This window comes from Catenulispora subtropica (genome assembly GCF_039531675.1).
Classification (GTDB): Bacteria; Actinomycetota; Actinomycetes; order Streptomycetales; family Catenulisporaceae; genus Catenulispora; species Catenulispora subtropica.
The window spans coordinates 88996-110854 of the sequence record NZ_BAAAQM010000034.1 but is presented as its reverse complement, the minus strand read 5'-3'; the positions used below and the strand labels follow the sequence as shown (position 1 = coordinate 110854).

2 protein-coding genes are annotated in these 21859 nt (G+C 74.4%); both read left to right on the top strand.

Going from position 1 to position 21859, the window contains the following annotated elements; translation table 11 throughout:
• The coding region (locus ABD466_RS26690) for a type I polyketide synthase (protein WP_344659924.1) at positions 1-7380 on the top strand (7380 nt) is incomplete at its 5' end.
• 57 nt (positions 7381-7437) lie between these two features.
• Positions 7438-21819, top strand: coding sequence for a type I polyketide synthase (locus ABD466_RS26685; RefSeq protein ID WP_344659923.1), 14382 nt, complete (start codon positions 7438-7440; stop codon positions 21817-21819).
• Positions 21820-21859: the final 40 nt, after the last annotated feature.

Sequence of the window (21859 nt, the reverse complement as noted above, 5' to 3'; positions counted from 1 at the left end):
CCGGCCACCGCGGACTTCGCCGCCCACTCGCCCCGCGTCGAGCCCATCGAGCCCGAACTCCGCCGCGAGCTGGCGTCGATCGCTCCGCAGACCGGCGACGTCGCCTTCTACTCCACCGCGCGCGGCCAGTGGCTGCACGGCGGCGACCTCGACGCCGGCTACTGGTACGCCAACGTCCGCGAGCAGGTCCGCTTCGCCGACGCGGTCGTCGACCTCGCGCAGAACGGCTACCGCACCTTCGTCGAGATCTCCGCGCAGCCGACGCTGACCGGCGCCGTCACCGAATGCGTCGAGGAGGCGGGGGCCGGCGCGCCGACCGTCACCGGCACCGTCACCCGCGAGGACCCGGGGCCCGGCGGCCTGCTGACCTCGCTGGCGCGGCTGCACGTCGCGGGCGTCGTCGTCGACTGGCGCGCGGTGCTCGGCGGCGGCGAGCGCGTCGAGCTTCCCACGTACGCCTTCCAGAACCGTCGCTACTGGCTCCAGGCCCCCGAAGTCTCCGGCAAGACCGACGCCGGCCACAACAGCGAGGCCGAAGCCGAGTTCTGGGCCGCCGTCGAGGGCGGTGACGCGGAGCGGCTGGCGGGCACCCTGTCGGTCGACGACGAGACGCTCGCCGAGATCCTGCCCGCGCTGGCCTCCTGGCGGCGCCGCGAACGTGCCGACTCCGTCGTCTCCGACTGGCGGTACAAGGTCACCTGGGCGCCGGTCTCCGACCCCGGCGCGAGCGTGCTGTCCGGCACCTGGCTGGTCGTGCACCCGGCGCAGCAGGACGAGGCCACCGACTGGTGTGTCAATGCCCTGACCGAACGCGGGGCCGACGTCGTCAGGCTCCAGCTCGGCGCCGCCGACCTGGACCGCGATGCCGTCGCCGCCCGGCTGGCGCAGATGACGGCGGGCGACAACGCCCTGAGCGGCATCGTGAGCCTCCTGGCTCTCGACGAGGCCCCGAACCCGCGCTACCCCGGTGTCGCCACCGGTCTGGCCGGCTCCCTGGTCCTGACCCAGGCCCTCGGCGACGCCGGGATCGGCGCCCGCCTGTGGATCGTCACCCAGGACGCCGTCGCCGCCGCCCCCGGCGACCATCTCACCCACCCGACCCAAGGCCAGGCCTGGGGATTCGGCCGCGTCGTCGGCCTGGAGCACCCCGAGCGCTGGGGCGGTCTGCTGGACCTGCCGCCGGAGTGGGACGACCGGATCGCCGCGCGCTTCACCGCCGTGCTCGCCGGGATCGCCGACGAGGACCAGGTCGCCGTGCGCGCCGCCGGGATCCTCGGGCGGCGGTTGGTGCGTCCGCCGAAACACCATCAGGACAGCGGCGCGAAGCGCCTCCATGAGGGGCGGCGGTCGGGCGAGGGGCCGGCCAAGACCTGGCGTCCGCGCGGCACCGTCCTCATCACCGGCGGCACCGGCGCCCTGGGCAACCACCTCGGTCCCTGGCTCACCGGCCGCGGCGCCGAACGCATCGTGCTCACCTCCCGCTCCGGCCCGGCCGCCGCCGGCGTCGCCGAGCTGGCCGCGAAGCTGGCCGCCGCCGGAACCCGCGTCGACGTCGTGGCCTGCGACACCGCGCGCCGCGACGAGGTCGCCGGGCTGCTCGGCTGGATCACCACCGACGGCCCGAACCTCAGCTCGGTCATGCACGCCGCGCTGGTCTTCGACGACAAGGCCGTGGCCAAGCTGGAGCTGGAACGCCTGGACCGGGCGCTGGCGGCCAAGGTGGCCGGCGCGCGCTGGCTGGACGAGCTGACCGCCGGGCTCAATCTCGACGCCTTCGTGATGTACTCCTCGATCGCCGCGACCTGGGGCGCCGGCCACGAGCCCGGCTACGCCGCCGGGAACGCCTACCTGGACGCGCTGGCGGACAACCGGCTGGCGCGGGGCCTCACCGCGACGTCGATCGCCTACGGCCCGTGGGCCTCCGGCGGCCCGACCGAGGGCGACGCCAAGATCCAGCTGGCCCGCCGCGGCCTGCGGCTGCTGGACCCGCCGCTGGCCATCGAGGCGCTGGCCCGCACCCTGGACGCCGGCGAGCACGCGGTCACCATCGCCGACGCCACCTGGGAGATCCTCGGCCCGACGTTCTCGCTGCGCCGCCGCAGCCCTCTGATGGAGGGCCTGCCGGAGGTGCGCGCGGCGCTGGCCGCGCAGGCCGAGGCCGAGGCGGCGGTGGACCGCGCCGAACCGGTCGGCGGCGAACTGGCCGGACGGCTGGTCGGCCTGACGCCGGTGGAGCAGGACCGGCTGCTGACCGAGGTGATCCGCACCGAGGCCGCCTCGGTCCTGGGCCACACGTCGGCCGACGCCGTCGAGGCCGGCCGGGCCTTCAGCGACCTCGGCTTCGACTCCCTGACGTCGGTCGAACTGCGCAACCGGCTGAACGCCGCCACCGGGCTGCGGCTGCCGGCCACGCTGCTGTTCGACTATCCGACACCCGCCGTGCTCGCCGAGTACCTGCGGACCCGTGCGCTGGGCATCCAGGCCGGTCCGGCCGGCGTTTCCGGCACAGCCGGCGGCAAGGCGCCGGACGAGCCGGTCGCCATCGTCGCCATGGGCTGCCGCTACCCCGGCGGCGTCGCAGGGCCCGAAGACCTGTGGGATCTGGTGGCCGCCGGCGGCGACGCGATCGCCGGGTTCCCGACCGACCGCGGCTGGGCCCAGAACCTGTACCACCCGGACCCGGACCACATCGGCACGTCCTACGTCCGCGAGGGCGGTTTCATCAACGCCGCCGGCGAGTTCGACGCGCCGTTCTTCGGGATCAGCCCGCGCGAGGCGCTGGCCATGGACCCGCAGCAGCGGATGCTGTTGGAGGTCTCGTGGGAGGCGCTGGAGCGCGCCGGGATCAACCCCCAGTCGCTGAAGGGCTCCCGCACCGGCGTGTTCGTCGGCGGCGCCGAGTCCGGGTACCAGGCCTTGGGGATGCAGCTGGCGCTGAACGGCACCGACGGCATCGAAGGACACCTGGCCACCGGCACCGCCGGCAGCGTGCTGTCCGGCCGTCTGTCCTACGTCCTCGGGCTGGAGGGTCCGGCCGTCACCCTCGACACCGCGTGCTCCTCGTCGCTGGTCGCCCTGCACATGGCCGCGCAGGCGGTGCGGTCCGGCGAGTGCGACCTCGCGCTGGCCGGCGGCGTCACGATGCTGGCCACGCCGGTGGTGTTCGTCGGCTTCTCCCGGCAGCGCGGCCTGGCCTTCGACGGCCGGTGCAAGGCGTTCTCCGAAGAGGCCGACGGCATGGGCATGGGCGAGGGCGCGGGCATGGTCGTGCTCGAACGGCTCTCCGACGCCCGCCGCAACGGCCACACGGTGCTGGCCGTGATCCGGGGGAGCGCGGTCAACCAGGACGGCGCCTCGAACGGCCTCACCGCCCCGAACGGCCCCTCGCAGCAGCGGGTCATCCGCGCCGCGCTGGCCGACGGCCGGCTCACCACCGACGACGTCGACGTGGTCGAGGCGCACGGCACCGGCACCCCGCTCGGCGACCCGATCGAGGCCCAGGCGCTGATGGCCACCTACGGCCAGGACCGGCCCGCCGGCCGGCCGCTGTGGCTGGGCTCGGTGAAGTCGAACATCGGGCACTCGCAGTCCGCCGCGGGCGTCGCGGGCGTCATCAAGACGGTCATGGCGCTGCGCCACGGCCTGATGCCGAGGACTCTGCACGCCGAGGAGCCGTCGCACGAGATCGACTGGACCGCCGGGAACGTCAGGCTCCTGCAGGAGCCGGTGGCGTGGCCGGCCGGCGATCGGGTGCGGCGAGGGGGCGTCTCCGCGTTCGGGATGAGCGGCACCAACGTGCACGTGATCCTGGAGGAGGCGCCGGCGTTCGAGGCGGATGAGACCACTGAGACCGGCGACGAGCCCGAAACCCCGGCCGTCCTCCTTCCCGGCACCGTCACCGCCTGGCCGATCTCCGGCCGGTCCGCCGACGCGCTCGCCGGACAGGCCGGGCGGCTGCGCGAGTTCGTGCTCGCCCGCCCCGGCCTGGACCCGGCCGCCGTCGGCTGGTCGCTGGCCGCCGGCCGCGCCGTGTTCGGCCACCGCGCCGTCGTGGTCGGCTCCGAGCGCGGGGACCTGGCCGCGCGGCTGGCGAACGTCGCCACGGCGCAGGACGCGCTCGGCGTGGTCACCGGATCCGTCCCGGCCGGCGGTGTCGGCCGCGGCGTGTTCGTCTTCCCCGGCCAGGGGAGTCAGTGGCCCGGCATGGGCCGGGAGCTGCTGGCCGTCTCACCGGTGTTCGCCGCGCGGTACGCCGAGTGCGCCGACGCCCTCGACCCCTACGTCGACTGGTCCCCGCTGGACGTGCTCCAGCAGGCCGACGGCGCGCCCACGCTGGACTCCGCCGACGTGGCGCAGCCGGTGATGTGGGCCGTCATGGTCGCGCTGGCCGCGGTGTGGCAGGCCGCCGGCGTCACCCCCGACGCCGTGATCGGCCACAGCCAGGGCGAGATCGCGGCCGCCACGGTCGCCGGGATCCTGAGCCTGGACGACGCCGCCCGGGTCGTGGTGCTGCGCTCCAAGGCGCTGGCCGGACTCGGCGTGCGCGGCGGACTGCTGTCCGCGGTGATGCCGGAGTCGGCGGCGCACGCCCTGCTCCGCGACCACCCCGCGCTGTCGGTGGCCGCGGTCAACTCCCCGGCCGCGACCGTGATCTCCGGGCCGCCGGAGGACCTGGACCGCTTCGAGGCGGCGCTGTCCAAGCGCCGCGTCCTGCGCTGGCGCGTGCCCGCGACATCGGACTTCGTGGCCCACTCGCCGCGCGTCCGGCCGATCGAGGACCAGCTGCTGGACGGCCTGTCCGGCATCCGGCCGCAGCCGGGACGCATCGCGTTCTACTCGACCGCTTACAACCGCTGGCTCCCCGGCCACGAGCTGAACGCCGCCTACTGGTACGCGAACGTCCGCGAGCAGGTGCGCTTCTCCGACGCGGTGCAGGAGCTGTCCCGCACCGGCCACCGCACCTTCATCGAGGTCTCGGCGCAGCCGGTGCTGACCGGCGCCATCGCCGAGTGCGTCGAGGAAGCGGGCGGCCCGGCCCCGGTCGTGACCGGCACCGTGACCCGCGAGGAGCCCGGCGCCACCGGCCTGCTCACCTCGCTGGCCCGGGTCCACGTCTCGGGCACCGACGTCGACTGGACCACGGTCCTCACCGGCGACCGGACCGACCTGCCGACCTACGCCTTCCAGCGCCGCCGCTACTGGCTCGACACCCCGGACGCCGCCGAGGCCGAAGCCGGCGCCGGCACCGCCGCCGAGGCCCGCTTCTGGGCCGCGGTCGAGGGCGGCGACCTCAGCGGCATCGAGGACACGCTCGCCATCGACCCGCGGCGTCCGCTGACGGAGCTGCTGCCCGCCCTGGCGTCGTGGCGCCGCCGCGAGCGCGAGGACTCCGCGGTCGCCGACTGGCGGTACCGGGTGACGTGGACGCCGCTCGGAGAGCCGGACGCGGCGGTGCTGGCCGGGACGTGGCTGGTCGTCACACCCGCCGGCTTCGGGGAGGACGAGACGGTCACCGGAGGCGTTCGAGCCCTGCGGGAGCGGGGTGCCGAGGTCACCACCCTCGAACTCGGCACCGCCGACCTGGACCGGGCGGCGCTCGCCGCCGCGCTGGCCGAGGCCGGGGGGTCCTGCTCCGGGATCGTGTCGCTGCTGGCGCTCGACGAACGGTCCGTCGCCGAGGGTGTTCCGTTCGGTGTCGCGGGAACGCTGCTCCTGGTCCAGGCGCTGGGCGACGCGGGCATCACCGCGCCGCTGTGGGCCGTGACGCAGGGCGCTGTCTCGACCGGTTCCGGCGACCCGCTCACGCATCCGGGACAGGCCCAGATCTGGGGCCTCGGCCGCGTCGTCGCCCTGGAACATCCCGAGCGCTGGGGAGGCCTGATCGATCTGCCCGCCACCTGGGACGACCGCACGGCCGCCCGATTCAGTTCCCTGATCGGCGCCGACGTCACCGCCGACGGCTTCGAGGACCAGGTGGCCGTCCGCGCGACCGGTGTCCACGGCCGCCGCCTGGAGCACGCCGCCTCCGCGTCGTCCCCGACCACCTGGCAGCCGCGCGGCACGGTCCTCATCACCGGCGGCACCGGCGCGCTCGGCGGCCACGTCGGCCGCTGGCTCACCGGCCGCGGCGCCGAGCGGGTCGTGCTCACCTCCCGCTCCGGCCCGGGCGCCCGCGCCATCGCGGGTCTGGCCGCGGAGCTGGCGACCGCCGGGACCGCGGTCGAGGTCGCGGCCTGCGATACGTCGCAGCGTTCTGAGGTGTCGGCGTTGCTGAACCGCATCGCCGCGACCGGGCCGGCGCTCAGCTCCGTCGTGCACACCGCCGGCGTCGGACAGGCGACCATGCTGGCCGAGACGTCGCTGGCCGAGCAGGCGAGCGTGACCGCGGCCAAGACCGCCGGGGCCGCCGTGCTCGACGAGCTGACCGCGGACCTGGAGCTCGACGCGTTCGTGATGTTCTCCTCGATCGCGGCGACGTGGGGCGGCGGCATGCAGCCCAGCTACGCCGCCGGCAACGCCTATCTCGACGCGCTGGCCGAGAACCGGCGGGCGCGCGGGCTGGCGGCCACCTCGGTGGCGTGGGGCCCGTGGGGCGGCGGCGGCATGACCGACGAGGAGGGCGCCGAGCAGATGGCCCGGCGCGGGCTGCGGCTGATGGAGCCGCGCCTGGCGGTGCAGGCGCTGGCCGGGGCCCTGGACTCCGGAGAGGACCTGCTGACCGTCGCCGACATGGACTGGAAGCGGTTCGCGCCGGTGTTCGTGCTGCGCCGGCCCTCGCCGCTGATCGAGGCGCTGCCGGAGGTCGGCCGCGCGCTGGCCGAGACCGAGAACGCCGCCCCGTCCGCCGACGGCGCGCAGCCGGCGCTGGCCGAGCAGCTGACCGGGCTCCCGGCCGCCGAGCAGCTCAGGATCCTGACCGACCTGGTGCGCTCCGAGGCCGCCTCGGTGCTCGGCTACCCGTCGGTCGACGACGTCGAGCCCGAGCGGGCCTTCAGCGAGCTCGGCTTCGACTCGCTGACGAGCGTGGACCTGCGCAACCGCCTGTCCGCGGCCACCGGCCTGCGCCTGAGCGCGACTCTACTGTTCGACTACCCGAACCCGAGCGTGCTCGCCGACCATCTGCGGGCCCAGTGGTTCCCGGCCGACGCCGGCGGGCTGCCCCTGCTCGCCGAACTCGACAGACTCGACGCGCTGCTGTCCGGCGCGACGCCGGACGGCGAACTGCACGAGCAGGTCACGGCACGGCTGCAGCGCTTCCTGGCCACCTGGAGCGGGATCGGAACGGCCGCCGGCGACGGCGCCGAGGTCGCCAAGCGGATCGAGTCCGCCTCGGACGACGAGATCTTCGACTTCATCCACAGGGAGCTCGGCCGTTCCTGACCGGGCCGACCGGGCGGAGCGGCTTGCTTTCCCCAGACGCGAATAGGTGAGGTTCCGGTGGCATCTGAAGAGACCCTGCGCGACTACCTCAAGTGGGCGACGACGAGTCTGGCCGACGCACAGCGGCGCCTGCGGGAGATGGAAGAGCAGAGCCGGGAGCCGGTGGCGATCATCGGGATCGGATGCCGCTTCCCCGGCGGCGCCCACGACCCGGACAGCCTGTGGGAGCTGCTGGCGGCCGGCGGCGACGCGGTCGCCGGCCTGCCCGCCGACCGCGGCTGGGACCTGACCGAGCTCCGCGATCTGGAGTCGGAGGTCGAGGACGGAGCCGCCTCGCTGAGCGAAGCGGGGTTCGTCTACGAGGTCGGGGACTTCGACGCGGGCTTCTTCGGCATCAGCCCGCGCGAAGCGGTGGCCATGGACCCGCAGCAGCGGCTGCTGCTGGAGACGTCCTGGGAGGCCCTGGAACGCGCCGGGATCGACCCCCGGTCCCTGCGCGGCTCCAAGACCGGCGTGTTCACCGGCGCGGCGGTCTCAGGCTACGGATTCGGCAAGGGCCTGGACCGCCTGCTGGACGGCCACCTGCTCACCGGCACCGCCAGCAGCGTGGTCTCCGGCCGCGTCTCCTACACCCTGGGCCTGGAGGGCCCGGCCGTCACCATCGACACCGCGTGCTCGTCCTCGCTGGTGGCGCTGCACCTGGCCTGCCAGTCGCTGCGCACCGGCGAGTGCACGCTGGCCCTGGCCGGCGGCGCCACCGTCCTGGCCGCCCCGACCATCTTCACCCAGTTCAGCACCCAGCTCGGCCTGGCCTCCGACGGCCGCTGCAAGGCCTTCGGCGCCACCGCCGACGGCATGGGCGTCGCCGAGGGCGTCGGCATGATCCTCGTCGAGCGCCTCTCCGACGCCCGGCGCAACGGCCACCCGGTCCTGGCGGTGATCCGCGGCAGCGCGATCAACCAGGACGGCGCCTCCAACGGCCTCACCGCCCCGAACGGTCCCTCGCAGCAGCGCGTGATCCGCGCGGCGCTGGCGAACGCGCAGCTGTCGACGGCCGACGTGGACGTGGTCGAGGCCCACGGCACCGGCACGACGCTGGGCGACCCGATCGAGGCGCAGGCGCTGCTGGCGACCTACGGCCAGGACCGCCCCGCAGACCGCCCGATGTGGCTGGGCTCGATCAAGTCGAACATCGGCCACTTGCAGGCGGCGGCGGGCGTCGCGGGCGTCATCAAGATGACCCTGGCCCTCCAGCACGGCCTGCTGCCGCGGACCCTGCACGCCGAGGAGCCCTCGCCGCACATCGACTGGACCGCGGGCAACGTCAAGCTGCTGAACGAGCCCGTGGTGTGGGAGACGGGGGAGCGGCCGCGGCGGGCCGGCGTGTCCGGCTTCGGCATGAGCGGGACGAACGCGCACGTGATTCTGGAGGAGGCGCCGAGCGGGGCCGAGGCCGAAACCCAGGACCCTGACGCCGAGGCGCCCGCCGAGGAGACGGTGGCCGAGGCCCCGGCGCCGGCCGTCCTGACGGACGCGAACCTCCACGCCTGGCTGGTCTCCGGCCGCGGCGGCGACGCGTTGGCGGCGCAGGCCGGCCGGCTGCGGGAGTTCCTGCTCGCGCGGCCGCCGATGGCGGACTCCGACGTCGCCTGGTCGCTGGCCACCTCCCGGTCGGCGTTCGAGAACCGGGCCGTCGTCATCGGGACCGGCGACGAGCTGACCGCGGGCTTGGCCGCCATCACGACCGGGCAGCCGTCGGGCTCCGTCGTCACCGGTGTCGCGGGGGCCTCGGGCGTCGGCAAGGCGGTGTTCGTGTTCCCGGGCCAGGGCAGCCAGTGGGCCGGCATGGGCCGCGAGCTGCTCGCCGCCTCGCCGGTGTTCGCCGCTCGGTTCGCCGAGTGCGCCGAGGCGCTGGCGCCGTTCGTCGACTGGTCGCTCTACGACCTGCTCGACCAGCAGCTCGAAACGGCCGATCAGGTCCAGCCGGTGCTGTGGGCGATGATGGTCTCGCTGGCTGCCGTCTGGCAGGCGGCGGGCGTGAAGCCGGACGCCGTGGTCGGCCACTCGCAAGGCGAGATCGCCGCGGCCGTCGTGGCGGGCATCCTGTCGCTGGAAGACGGCGCCCGCGTCGTCGCCCTCCGCTCCCAGGCCCTGCGCCCCCTCGCCGGTCGAGGCGGCATGCTTTCGCTCGCTCTGCCCGCCGACGCCGTCCGCGAGCGCATCACGGAGTTCGGCGACCGCGTCTCCGTCGCCGCCGTCAACGGCGCCTCGGCGACCGTCGTGTCCGGTGAACCGGAAGCCTTGGAAGCGATCAAGGCCGCCGCTGAGGCCGAGGAGATCAGGGCCCGCATCATCCCCGTCGACTACGCCTCCCACTGCGCGCAGATCGACGCCCTGGAAGCCGAGATCAAGCGCGTCCTGGCCGGGGTCTCGCCGACCGCGACCGCCGTTCCCATGATCTCCGCCATGAGCGGCGAATGGCTTCGCGGCCCCGAGGCCGACGCCGACTACTGGTACGCGTCCCTGCGCTCTCCGGTCGAGTTCGACCGCGCGATCCGCACCCTCGCCGCCGGCGGCCACCGCACGTTCCTGGAGATCTCGCCGCACCCGGTCCTCACCGGCGCGATCGGCGACACCCTCGAAGACGCCGGTGTCACCGCCCCGGTCGTCGCGGGGACCCTGCGCCGTGACGAGGGCGGTCCGGCCCGCCTGCTCACCTCCTTCGCCGACGCTCATGTGCGTGGTGTCGCCGTCGACTGGACCGCGGTCCTCGCCCCCGGCGGCTACGTCGAGCTGCCCACCTACGCCTTCCAGCACCAGCGCTACTGGACCCAGGCGACCACCGACGCCGCCGTCGACGGCACCGAGATCGGCCGGCTGGCCGGGACCGAGGCCGAGGCCCGCTTCTGGGCCGCGATCGAGGCCGGGGACGTGAGCGGGCTCGACCAGGCCCTCGCGATCGACAGCAGCCGTCCCCTGAACGAACTGCTGCCCGCTCTGGCCGCCTGGCGCCGCCGCGAGCAGGACGACTGCACGATCGCCGACTGGCGCTACCGCGTCTCCTGGCTGCCGCAGAAGACCGCCGAGGCGCGGACTCTGTCCGGGACCTGGCTGATCGCCGCCACGGCCTCCGAAGCCGAACTGACCGAGCAGTGTGTCCGTACTCTGACGAGTCGCGGTGCGCAGACGGTCGTCATCCCGATGAGTGCCGACGATCGCGATCCCGTCGCGCTCACCGAGCGGATCACCGCCGCCCTGGCCCAGACCCCGGACGCCGAGGTCACCGGGGTGCTGTCCCTGGTCTCGCTCGACGAGACCAAGCTCGACGGCTCACCGGTCGTGACCGTCGGCGTCGCCGGTCTGCTGTTCCTGGAGCAGGCGCTCGGGGCCGCCGGAGTCGGCGCGCCGCTGTGGGCGCTGACCCGCGGCGCGGCCAACGTCACCCCGGCCGAGCCGCTGCGCAACCCGTTGCAGATCCAGATCTGGGGTCTGGGCCGCGTCATCGGGCTCGAACATCCCGATCGCTGGGGCGGTCTGATCGACCTGCCGCCGACGTGGGACGACCGGGTCGGCTCCCGCCTCGTCGCCGTGCTGGCCGACGGCTCCGAGGACCAGGTCGCGATCCGTCCGTCCGGCACGTTGATCCGCCGGCTGGTGCGGGCCGAACCCCGGCGGCCCCGCACCGGGACCGCCGCCGCGACCGACGAAGCCTGGACCCCGGCCGGCACCGTGCTGGTCACCGGCGCGACCGGCGCCATCGGCCCGCGCCTGCTGGACTGGCTCGGCCGCCGCCACGCCCCGCACGTCCTCATCCCGACCCGCTCCGGCCCTTCGGCGTCCAACACCGCCGCGCTGGCCGCGAAGCTGGCCGAAGCGGGCACCGGTGTCACCATCGTGTCCTGCGACCTCGCCTCCCGCGACGACCTCGCCGGGCTGTTGAAGACATGGGGCCGCACGCCCTTCCCGCCGCTCACGGCGATCATCCACGCCGCCAACCTCGTGCACCTGATGCCCCTGGCCACCACCGACCTGGAGGAGCTGCACGTCGCCCTCGGCGCCAAGGCGGCCGGCGCGGTGTGGCTGGACGAGGTCACCGTCGAACTCGGCATCGAGCTCGAAGCCTTCATCCTGTTCGGCTCCATCGCCGCCACCTGGGGCGGCAAGGAGCACGGCGCCTACGCGGCGGGCAACGCGTTCCTGGACGCGCTGGCCATGGACCGGCGCGCCCGCGGCCTGACGGCGACCACCGTCGCGTGGGGTGTCTGGGACACCCGCGACGACGACGAGATGGAGCTGCCGCTTCCCGAGGTCGTCAAGTGGCTGATGAAGCAGGGCATGGGCTTCCTCAACCCGGGGCGGGCGCTCACCGCCCTGGAACAGGCGCTGGCCGACGACGAGACTTTCATCGCGGTCGCGGACGTCGACTGGAAGCTCTTCTCTCCCGTCTTCAGCTCCGCGCGCTCGTGGCCGCTGCTGAATGAGATCCCTGAGATCCGGCAGCCGGCCGCCGCTCCGGTCGCCGACCCGGCAGCCGCCGGCGCGGCCGGGGAACTGGCCCGGCGTCTGCAGGACGCGGCACCGGCCGAGCGGATCCGCATCGTCGTGGACGTGATCCAGGGCCAGGCCGCGGCCGTGCTCGGCCACGCATCCCCGGCGCAGATCGACCCCGACCGGGCTTTCCGCGACCTCGGCTTCGACTCGCTCACCGCGATCGACCTGCGCAACCGGCTGAACGGCGCGACCGGGCTGACCCTGCCGTCCACGGTCGTCTTCGACTACCCCTCGGCCACGGTGCTGGCGCACGAGATCATCGCGCAGCTGGTCGGCGGTGCCACCGCGGCCGCGGCCCCGGTGGCCGCCGCGGCCTCCGACGAGCCGATCGCGATCGTCGGCATGGGCTGCCGCTTCCCCGGCGGCGTCGCCACGCCCGAGCAGCTGTGGGAACTGGTCGCCACCGGCGGCGACGCGGTCTCCGGCTTCCCGGCCAACCGCGGCTGGGACATGGCGGGGCTGTTCGACCCGGACCCCGACAACCCCGGCACCTCGTACGTCCAGGAAGGCGGCTTCCTGCACATGGCGCCGGAGTTCGACCCGGCGTTCTTCGGGATCAGCCCGCGCGAGGCCATCGCGATGGACCCGCAGCAGCGGCTGTTGCTGGAGATCTGCTGGGAGGCGCTGGAGCGCGCCGGGATCGACCCCGACACGCTGCGCGGCTCGGCCACCGGCGTCTTCGCGGGCGCCTCGCCGTCCGGCTACCTCGGCCAGGCGCTCACGGTCGAAGGCGCCGAAGGCCATCTGATCACCGGCAACATCACCAGCATCCTTTCCGGACGCGTGTCCTACACGCTCGGCCTGGAGGGCCCGGCGGTCACGGTCGACACGGCCTGCTCCTCGTCCCTGGTCGCCCTGCACCTCGCCGCGCAGGCGCTGCGCTCCGGCGAGTGCACGCTGGCCCTGGCCGGCGGCGTGATGGTGATGGCCGACCCGGCCGGCTTCGTCGGCTTCTCCAAGCAGCGCGCGCTGGCGGCGGACGGCCGCTGCAAGGCCTTCTCCGACGACGCCGACGGCATGGGCATGGGCGAAGGCGCCGGCGTGCTGCTGCTGGAGCGGCTGTCGGACGCACAGCGCAACGGGCACCCGGTGCTGGCCGTGGTGCGGGGAAGCGCGATGAACCAGGACGGCGCCTCCAACGGCCTGACCGCCCCGAACGGCCCTTCGCAGCAGCGGGTCATCCGCGCCGCGCTGGCCAACGCGCAGCTCACCGGCTCCGAGGTGGACGTCGTCGAGGCCCACGGCACCGGCACGGCGCTCGGCGACCCGATCGAGGCCCAGGCGCTGCTGGCCACCTACGGCCAGGACCACACCGAGGACAAGCCGCTGTGGCTGGGCTCGGTGAAGTCCAACATCGGCCACGCGCAGGCCGCGGCCGGCGTCGCCGGGATCATGAAGATGGTCATGGCCCTGCGTCACGCCACGCTGCCGCGCACCCTGCACGCCGAGACACCCTCCTCGCACATCGACTGGACCACCGGGCATGTCAGGCTCCTGAACGAGCCCGTCGCCTGGCCCGCCGCCGGACCCACGAGACGTGCCGGGATCTCGGCCTTCGGGCTGAGCGGGACGAACGTGCACGTGATCATCGAGGAGTCGCCGGGCGATCCGGGCGAAGCCGCGCGGACTCCGGCGCCCACACCGGTGTTGGCGGGTTCTGATGTGACCGCGTGGATCGTCGCGGGCCGCGGGGCCGACGCGCTGGCGGGTCAGGCGGGTCGGATGCGGGAGTTCGCCATCGCGCATCCGGAGCTCGGAACGGGAGACGTCGCGTGGTCTCTGGCGGCGACGCGCACCCGTTTCGACCACCGTGCCGTCGTCGTGGGGAAGACGCGGGAGGAACTGACAGCGGGTCTGGCCGCCGTCGCGACCCACCAGTCTTCGCCGGCGGTCGTGTCGGGGGTGGCGCGCAGCTCGCGAGTCGGGTTCCTCTTCTCGGGCCAGGGTGCGCAGCGCGCGGGCATGGGCCGCAGCCTCTACGCCGCCTCGCCGGTCTTCGCGGAGTCCTTCGACTACGTCGCCGCACTGCTGGAAGCCGAGCTCGGACTCCCTGTCGCCGACGTCGTCCTCGGCCGTGCCAAGGACGTCGACGCCGACCAGACGGTCTTCGCCCAGACCGGACTGTTCGCGGTCCAGGTCGCCCTCGTCGACATGCTGACCGCCGCCGGGGTCCGGCCGGACGCCGTCGCGGGCCACTCGGTCGGCGAGATCGCCGCCGCCTGGGCCGCCGGAGTCCTGTCGCTCGAGGACGCTTGCCGGCTGGTCGCCCACCGCGCGCGCCTCATGCAGTCGCTCCCGGAGGGCGGGGCGATGTGCTCGATCGCCGCGACCGAGGAAGAGGTCCTGGAGACGCTGACCGAGCGCGTCGGCATCGCCGCGGTCAACGGCCCGCGCTCGGTCGTCGTCTCCGGCGACGCCGCCGAGGTGGACGCCGTCGCAGAGCTCTGGCGGGACCGGGAACGGCGGGTGAAGCCGCTGCGGGTCAGCCACGCGTTCCACTCGATCCACATGGATCCGATCCTGGACGAGCTCGGAAGCGTCGCCGCCGGTCTTGAGCACGCGCCGGCGAAGGTCCTCTGGGCTCAGGCGGCCAGCGGCGAGATCGTCTCCGAGACGACGGCCTCCTACTGGACCGACCAGGCCCGCGGCGCCGTCCGCTTCGCCGACGCCGCGAACGCCCTCGCCGAGCGCGGCGTGACGGTCTTCGTCGAGATCGGCCCGGACGGCACGTTGTCCGCCATCGGCACGGCCGCGGTGCCTTCGGAGACCGGTGCGGCCTTCATCCCGCTGCTGCGCTCCAAGTCCCCGGCCCCGGTCACCGTCACCACCGCGCTGGCCCGGATCCACGTGCAGGGCGTCCACGTCGACTGGCCCGCCGTCCTCGGCACCGGCCGTCGCCTCGACCTGCCCACCTACGCCTTCCAGCACCAGAACTTCTGGCCGCAGGTGTCCACCACGCTCATCCAGTCCGTCGGCGGCGGCGCGTCCGGCGACACGGTCGCCACCGCGGCCGAGGGCCGGTTCTGGACGGCGGTCGAGGACGGCGACCTGGCAGGCCTGGAAGACGCGCTGGCGATAGACACCACCCGTCCGCTGAGCGAGCTGCTGCCCGCGCTCGCCTCCTGGCGCCGCCGCGAGCGGGCGGACGGCGCGGTCGCCGACTGGCGCTACCGCGTCGCCTGGACCCCGGTGAGCGACCCGGGCGCGGCGGTGCTGAGCGGAACCTGGCTGGTCGTGGTGCCGGCCGGATATGAGACTTCGGCGCAGGGCATGCTCCAGGCCCTCGCCGAGCGAGGCGCCCAGACGGTCACGGTCCAGGTCGGTCCGGGTCTCCCGGACCGTGGGGTGCTGACCGGCCGGCTGGCGGATCAGGTGGCAGGACCCGGGGACAGCGTGGTCTCCGGCGTCCTGTCGCTGCTCGCCTTCGACGAGGCCCCGCTGACCGAGTACCCGGCGGTGCCGTCCGGCGTGGCGTGGACTGTCACGCTGGCGCAGGCGTTGGGCGATGCGGGAATCGGCGCGCCGCTGTGGGCCGTGACGCAGGGGGCTGTGTCCACCGGTCCCGGCGACGCGCCGACCTCGGTTCTGCACGCGCAGGCCCAGGTCTGGGGTCTCGGCCGGGTCATCGGCCTGGAGCACCCCGAGCGCTGGGGCGGTTTGATCGACCTGCCGCAGACCTGGGACGAGCGCACGGCGGCCCGCTTCTGCTCGGTGCTGGCGGGCATCGGCGAGGACCAGGTGGCCGTGCGGAGCACCGGTCTGCAAGGCCGCCGTCTGGTGCGCGTGCCGCAGCCGGACAGCGGCAGGTGGGCGCCGGGTGGCAGCGTCCTGATCACCGGTGGGACCGGTGGCATCGGCAGCCTGGTCGCGCGCTGGGCCGGCGGCCGGGGCGCCGAGCGCGTCGTACTGACCAGCCGGTCCGGGGCGACGGCCGCGGGTGTGGCGGCGCTGGCCGCCGACCTCGCCGGGTCGGGGACCTTCGTGGACGTCGTCGCCTGCGACATCGCGCAGCGGCCCCAGGTCGCCGGCCTGGTGAACTGGGTCTGCCAGACCGGGCCCGTTCTGAGCTCCGTCATCCACGCCGCCGGTGTGGGCCAGGGTACGGCGACCGCCGATCTGACGATCGCCGAACAGGCGGCCGTGTCGGAGGTCAAGACGCTCGGCGCGGTGTGGCTGGACGAGCTGACCGAAGATCTGGACCTCGACGCTTTCGCCCTCTTCTCCTCGGTGTCCGCGACCTGGGGCAGCGGCCTGCAGCCCAGCTACGCCGCCGCCAACGCGGCCCTGGACGCCCTGGCCGAGTCGCGGCACGCGCGCGGGCTGGTCGGCACCTCCGTGGCGTGGGGCCTGTGGGCCGGCGCCGGGATGGGTGCCGGGGACGCCGGCGAGCAGCTCCAGCGCTACGGCCTCAAGCTGATGGACCCCGAGCTGGGCATCAGGGCCCTGGCTCAGGCGATCGACGGCCGCGAGGTCCAGGTCACGGTCGCCGACGTGGACTGGGAACGGTTCGCGCCGCTGTTCACGCTGCGCCGGCCGAGTCCGCTGCTGGAGCTGCTGCCCGAGGCGCGGCGGGCGCTGACCGCCGCCGCGGCCGAAGCGCGCGGCGGAGCGGTCGCGGAGTCGCAGAGCGAGCTGGTGCGGCGGCTGACCGCCGCGTCGCGCGCCGACCAGGAGCGGCTGCTGATCGAGCTGGTGCGCGGCGAGGCGGCGATCGTCCTCGGCCACGCCGGGGCCGAGGCGGTGGCGGCCGACCAGGCGTTCGCCAGCCTGGGCTTCGACTCCGTCACCGCGATGGAGCTGCGGAACCGGCTGAACGCGGTCACCGGGCTCACACTGCCCGCGACGCTGGCCTTCGACTATCCGACCTCTGTCATCCTCGCCGAGCACCTGCGCGGCGAACTGCTCGGGACCGGCTCCGCCACCGCGGCGCCGGTGGTCGCGGCAGCCGCCTCCGACGAGCCGATCGCGATCGTCGGCATGGGCTGCCGCCTGCCCGGCGGCGTCGGCGGACCGGAGCAGCTGTGGGACCTGGTGACGGCCGGGACCGACGCGATCTCCCCGTTCCCGCAGGATCGCGGCTGGGAAGCGCACGAGCAGGGCCTCGGATCCGCGGACATGGACTACGCGCGCGTCGGCGGCTTCGTCTACGACGCCGGCGACTTCGACGCGCCGTTCTTCGGCGTCAGCCCGCGTGAGGCGCTGGCGATGGATCCCCAGCAGCGGCTGCTGCTGGAGGTGTCATGGGAGGCGCTGGAGCGGGCCGGGATCGACCCGTCCACCCTGCGTGGGACGCCGACCGGAGTGTTCGCAGGGGCCTCATCATCGGGCTACGACATAGGCCTTCTGTTGTCGGCCTCCGGTGCCGAGCGCACGCAGGGCCACCTGACGACCGGCAACGCGGGCAGTGTGGTGTCCGGCCGCGTCGCCTACACCCTGGGCCTGGAAGGCCCGGCGGTCACGATCGACACCGCTTGCTCGTCCTCCCTCGTCGCCCTGCACCTGGCCTGCCAGGCGATCCGCACCGGCGAGTGCACGATGGCGCTGGCCGGCGGCGTGACCGTGATGGCCACCCCCGGCGCCTTCGGCGACTTCAGCAAGCAACAGGGCATGGCCACCGACGGCCGCTGCAAGGCGTTCTCCGACGACGCCGACGGCACCGGCTGGGCCGAGGGCGCGGGCATGATCCTGCTGGAGCGGCTGTCCGAAGCGGAGCGCAACGGCCACCGGGTCCTCGCGGTCATCCGCGGCACGGCCACCAACCAGGACGGCGCCTCCAACGGCCTGACCGCCCCGAACGGCCCCTCCCAGCAACGCGTCATCCGCGCGGCCCTGGCCAACGCGGGCCTGACGACGGCGGATGTGGACGTGGTCGAGGCCCACGGCACCGGCACCAAGCTCGGCGATCCGATCGAGGCCCAGGCCCTGCTGGCGACCTACGGCAAGGACCGCCCGGCGGACCGCCCCCTGTGGCTGGGCACCGTGAAGTCCAACATCGGCCACGCCCAGCAGGCCGCGGGGGTCTCAGGCGTCATCAAGATGGTCATGGCCCTGCGGCACGGCGTTCTGCCGCGCACGCTGCACGCCGGGAACCCGTCCACGCATGTCGACTGGACGGCGGGGGCCGTGCGGCTCCTGGACCACGAGGTCCCGTGGGCGCCGGGGGAGCGGCCGCGGCGTGCGGGCGTGTCGGCGTTCGGGATGAGCGGGACGAACGCGCATGTGATCGTGGAAGAGGCCCCGATCATCGAACCCGCCGACGGTTCGGCCGCCCAGGAGCCCGGTGCCCCGCGCGTCCTGGCCGACGCGGGCGTTCCCGCGTTGCTGGTCTCCGGTCGTGGCGCCGACGCGCTGGCGTCGCAGGCCGGGCGGCTGCGCGAGTTCGTGCTCGGGCGGGAGGCGCAGGTCTCTGATGTGGCCTGGTCGCTCGCGACCACGCGGGCGGCGTTCGAGCACCGGTCGGTCGTCATCGGTACGGACCGCACCGAGCTCGCCGCCGGACTCGCCGCTGTCGCGACGGGTCAGCCCGCCGCCGGCGTCGTCACCGGGTCGACCACTGCCGGGAGCATCGGTCGGAGCGTCTTCGTCTTCCCGGGGCAGGGCAGCCAGTGGGCCGGCATGGGCAGGGAACTGCTCGCCGCTTCGCCGGTCTTCGCCGCTCGTTTCGCCGAGTGTGCCCGGGCTTTGGCTCCGTTCGTCGACTGGTCGCTCTATGACCTGCTGGATCAGCAGCTGGAAACGGCTGACGAAGTCCAGCCGGTGCTGTGGGCGATGATGGTCTCCCTCGCCGCCGTCTGGCAGGCCGCCGGTGTGACTCCTGATGCCGTGGTCGGCCACTCCCAAGGCGAGATCGCCGCCGCCGTCGTCGCGGGGATCCTCTCGCTCGAAGACGGCGCCCGCGTCGTCGCCCTCCGTTCCCAGGCGCTCAAGCCCTTGGCGGGCAAGGGCGGCATGCTCTCCCTGGCCTTGCCGGCCGCCGCGACCAGCGATCGGATCGAGGCCTTCGGCGACCGGGTCTCGGTCGCGGCGGTGAACGGCGCCTCGGCGACCGTGGTCTCCGGCGAGCGGGAAGCCCTGCTGGAGATCCAGGCCGCCGCCGAGGCCGACGGCGTCAGGGCTCGCATGATCCCCGTCGACTACGCCTCCCATTGCGCGCAGATCGACGCCCTCGAAACCGAGATCAAGCGCGTCCTGGCCGGTGTCACCCCCTCCGGTGCCCGCATCCCGATGATCTGCACCTTCTCCGGAAACCATGGCATGAGCGGCGAGACGCTGGCCGGCCCCGAGGCCGACGCCGACTACTGGTACGCGTCCCTCCGCTCGCCGGTCGAGTTCGACCGTGCCATCCGCGCGGCCGCCGAGGCCGGTCACCGTACCTTCATCGAGGTCTCGCCGCACCCGGTCCTCGTCGGGGCCATCACCGACACCCTCGACGATCTCGACGTCGTGGCCCCGGTCGTCACCGGCACGCTGCGGCGTGACGAGGGCGGTCCCGCGAGGCTGCTCACGTCGCTGGCCGAGGTCCACGTCCGCGGCGTCGTCGTCGACTGGACCCTGCTGCTCGAACCGGCCGCGCCGATCGACCTCCCCACCTACGCCTTCCAGCACGAGCGCTACTGGCCCGAGGTGGGACCGGCGCTGATCCAGGCGGCCACCGGTGGTGCGCCGGCCGATCCGGCCGAGGCCGACTTCTGGGCCGCGGTCGACGGCGGCGACGTCCACCGCCTCGCCGAGACGCTCGCCGTCGACGGCGACCGCCTCAGCGACGTGCTGCCCGCGCTCGCGAGCTGGCGCCGCCGGGAGCGGACCGACTCCGTCCTCAACGACTGGCGCTACCGCATCACGTGGGCGCCGATCGCCGAGAACACCTCCCCGGCGCCGGAAGGCACCTGGCTGATCGTCGCCCCCGCCGGGCACGAGACGGCCACCCGGAACGTGGTCCAGGCCCTGGCCGAGCGCCGTGCCGAAACCGCAGTCGTCACCACCGACGGCTCGGGCCTGGACCGCGCCGCGCTCGCCGCGCTGCTCACCGCGACCGCGACGGCCGTCGGCGCCGGACAGGAAGGCGCGGCCGGCCTGCCGGTCGAAGCCCAGGGCGCCATCGGGCTGGACGCCATCGCCGGCGTCATCTCGCTGACGGCCCTCGACGAGAACCCCCTCCCCGACCATCCGGTTCTCGCCACCGGCGTCGCCGCGACGCTGGTGCTGGTCCAGGCGCTGGGAGACGCGGGCATCGCGGCCCCGCTGTGGGTCCTGACCCGCGGCGCCGTCACCACCGGCCCGCAGGACGTCCTGACCAGCCCGACCCAGGCGCAGGTCTGGGGTCTCGGCCGGGTCGCGGGCCTCGAACACCCCGACCGCTGGGGCGGCCTCGTCGACCTGCCCGAGCAGTGGGACGACCGCGCGGGCGCCCGCCTGTGCGCGATCATCGCCGGGAGGGCGTCGGGGTCCGAGGAGGACCAGGTCGCCATCCGCGCCGCCGGCATCCTCGGCCGCCGCCTGGTCCGCGCCCCGCAGGCGCGGACGCCCGACCCGTGGTCCCCGCGCGGCACCGTCCTGGTGACCGGCGGCACCGGCGGCATCGGCGGCCTGGTCGCGCGCTGGGCCGCGGAGCGGGGCGCGCCGCGTCTGGTGCTGACCAGCCGGTCCGGGCCCAGTGCGCCGGACGTCGCCGAGTCCGTGGCGACCCTCGCCGCGTCCGGCACCCCGGTCGAGGTGGTGGCCTGCGACGTCGCCCGGCGCGACGACGTCGCCGCGCTGCTGGCCCACATCAAGGACTCCGGTCCGGCACTGAGCTCCGTCGTGCACAGCGCCGGTGTGGGTCAGGGCACCGCCTTGCTCGACACCACCGTCGACGAGCAGGCCCACGTCTCCGCGGCCAAGTGCGCCGGCGCCGCCTGGCTCGACGAGCTGACCGCGCAGGACGACCTGGACGCCTTCGTCACCTTCTCCTCCGGCTCGGCGATCTGGGGCAGCGGCCTGCAGCCCGCCTACGCCTCCGCTAACGCCTATCTGGACGCCCTGGCCGAGAACCGCCGCGCCCGCGGCCTGACCGCGACGTCGGTCGCCTGGGGCCTGTGGGGCGGTGTGGGCCTGGCCCAGGGCGACACCGGCGAGCAGCTCCAGCGCTACGGGCTGCGGGTGATGGACCCCGAGCTCGGGATCAAGGCCCTGGCTCGCGCGGTGGACGGCGGGGACGGCACGATCACCGTCGCCGACGTCGACTGGAGCCGCTTCGCGCCGACCTTCACCGTGCACCGTCCGAGCCCGCTGCTGGGGTCGGTGCCGGAGGCGCGGCAGGCGATGGCCGGGTTCGACGACACCGCCGACGCCGGCGCCTCGGCCTCGGCGTCCGCTTCGGACCTGGCCGCCCGCCTGGCCGGGCTGTCCCGCGCCGAGCAGGACCGCCTCCTCACGGACGTGGTCCGCGCCGAGGTGGCCGCGGTCCTCGGCTACGCCTCCGGTGAGGCCGTCGAGGCCGGTCGGCCCTTCAAGGACCTGGGCGTGGACTCGGTGACGGCGGTGGAGCTGCGCAACCGGCTGAACGCTGTGACCGGACTCAAGCTGTCCTCGACCCTGGTGTTCGACTATCCGACGTCGGCGGTCCTGGCCGAGCACCTGCGCGCGCGTCTCAGCCCGGACGGGGCCGAGGCCGCCGAACCGGTCTTCGGCGAGCTCGACCAGCTCGAAGCGGTCCTGGCGGGGATCCCCGCGGACAGCGGCGTGCGGGCCGAGGTCACCGCCCGCCTGCAAACCGTGCTGTCGAAGTGGCTCAGTGCCCAGGACGCCCCGAAGCGGGACGTCGACACCGCCACCGTCACCGACCGGCTCGGCGCCGCCAGCGCCGACGAAGTGCTCGACTTCATCAACAAAGAGTTCGGAATGTCGTGATTCGGAGCTCCCCCTAAGGGCGCTCGAGGCGAGGAAGGTC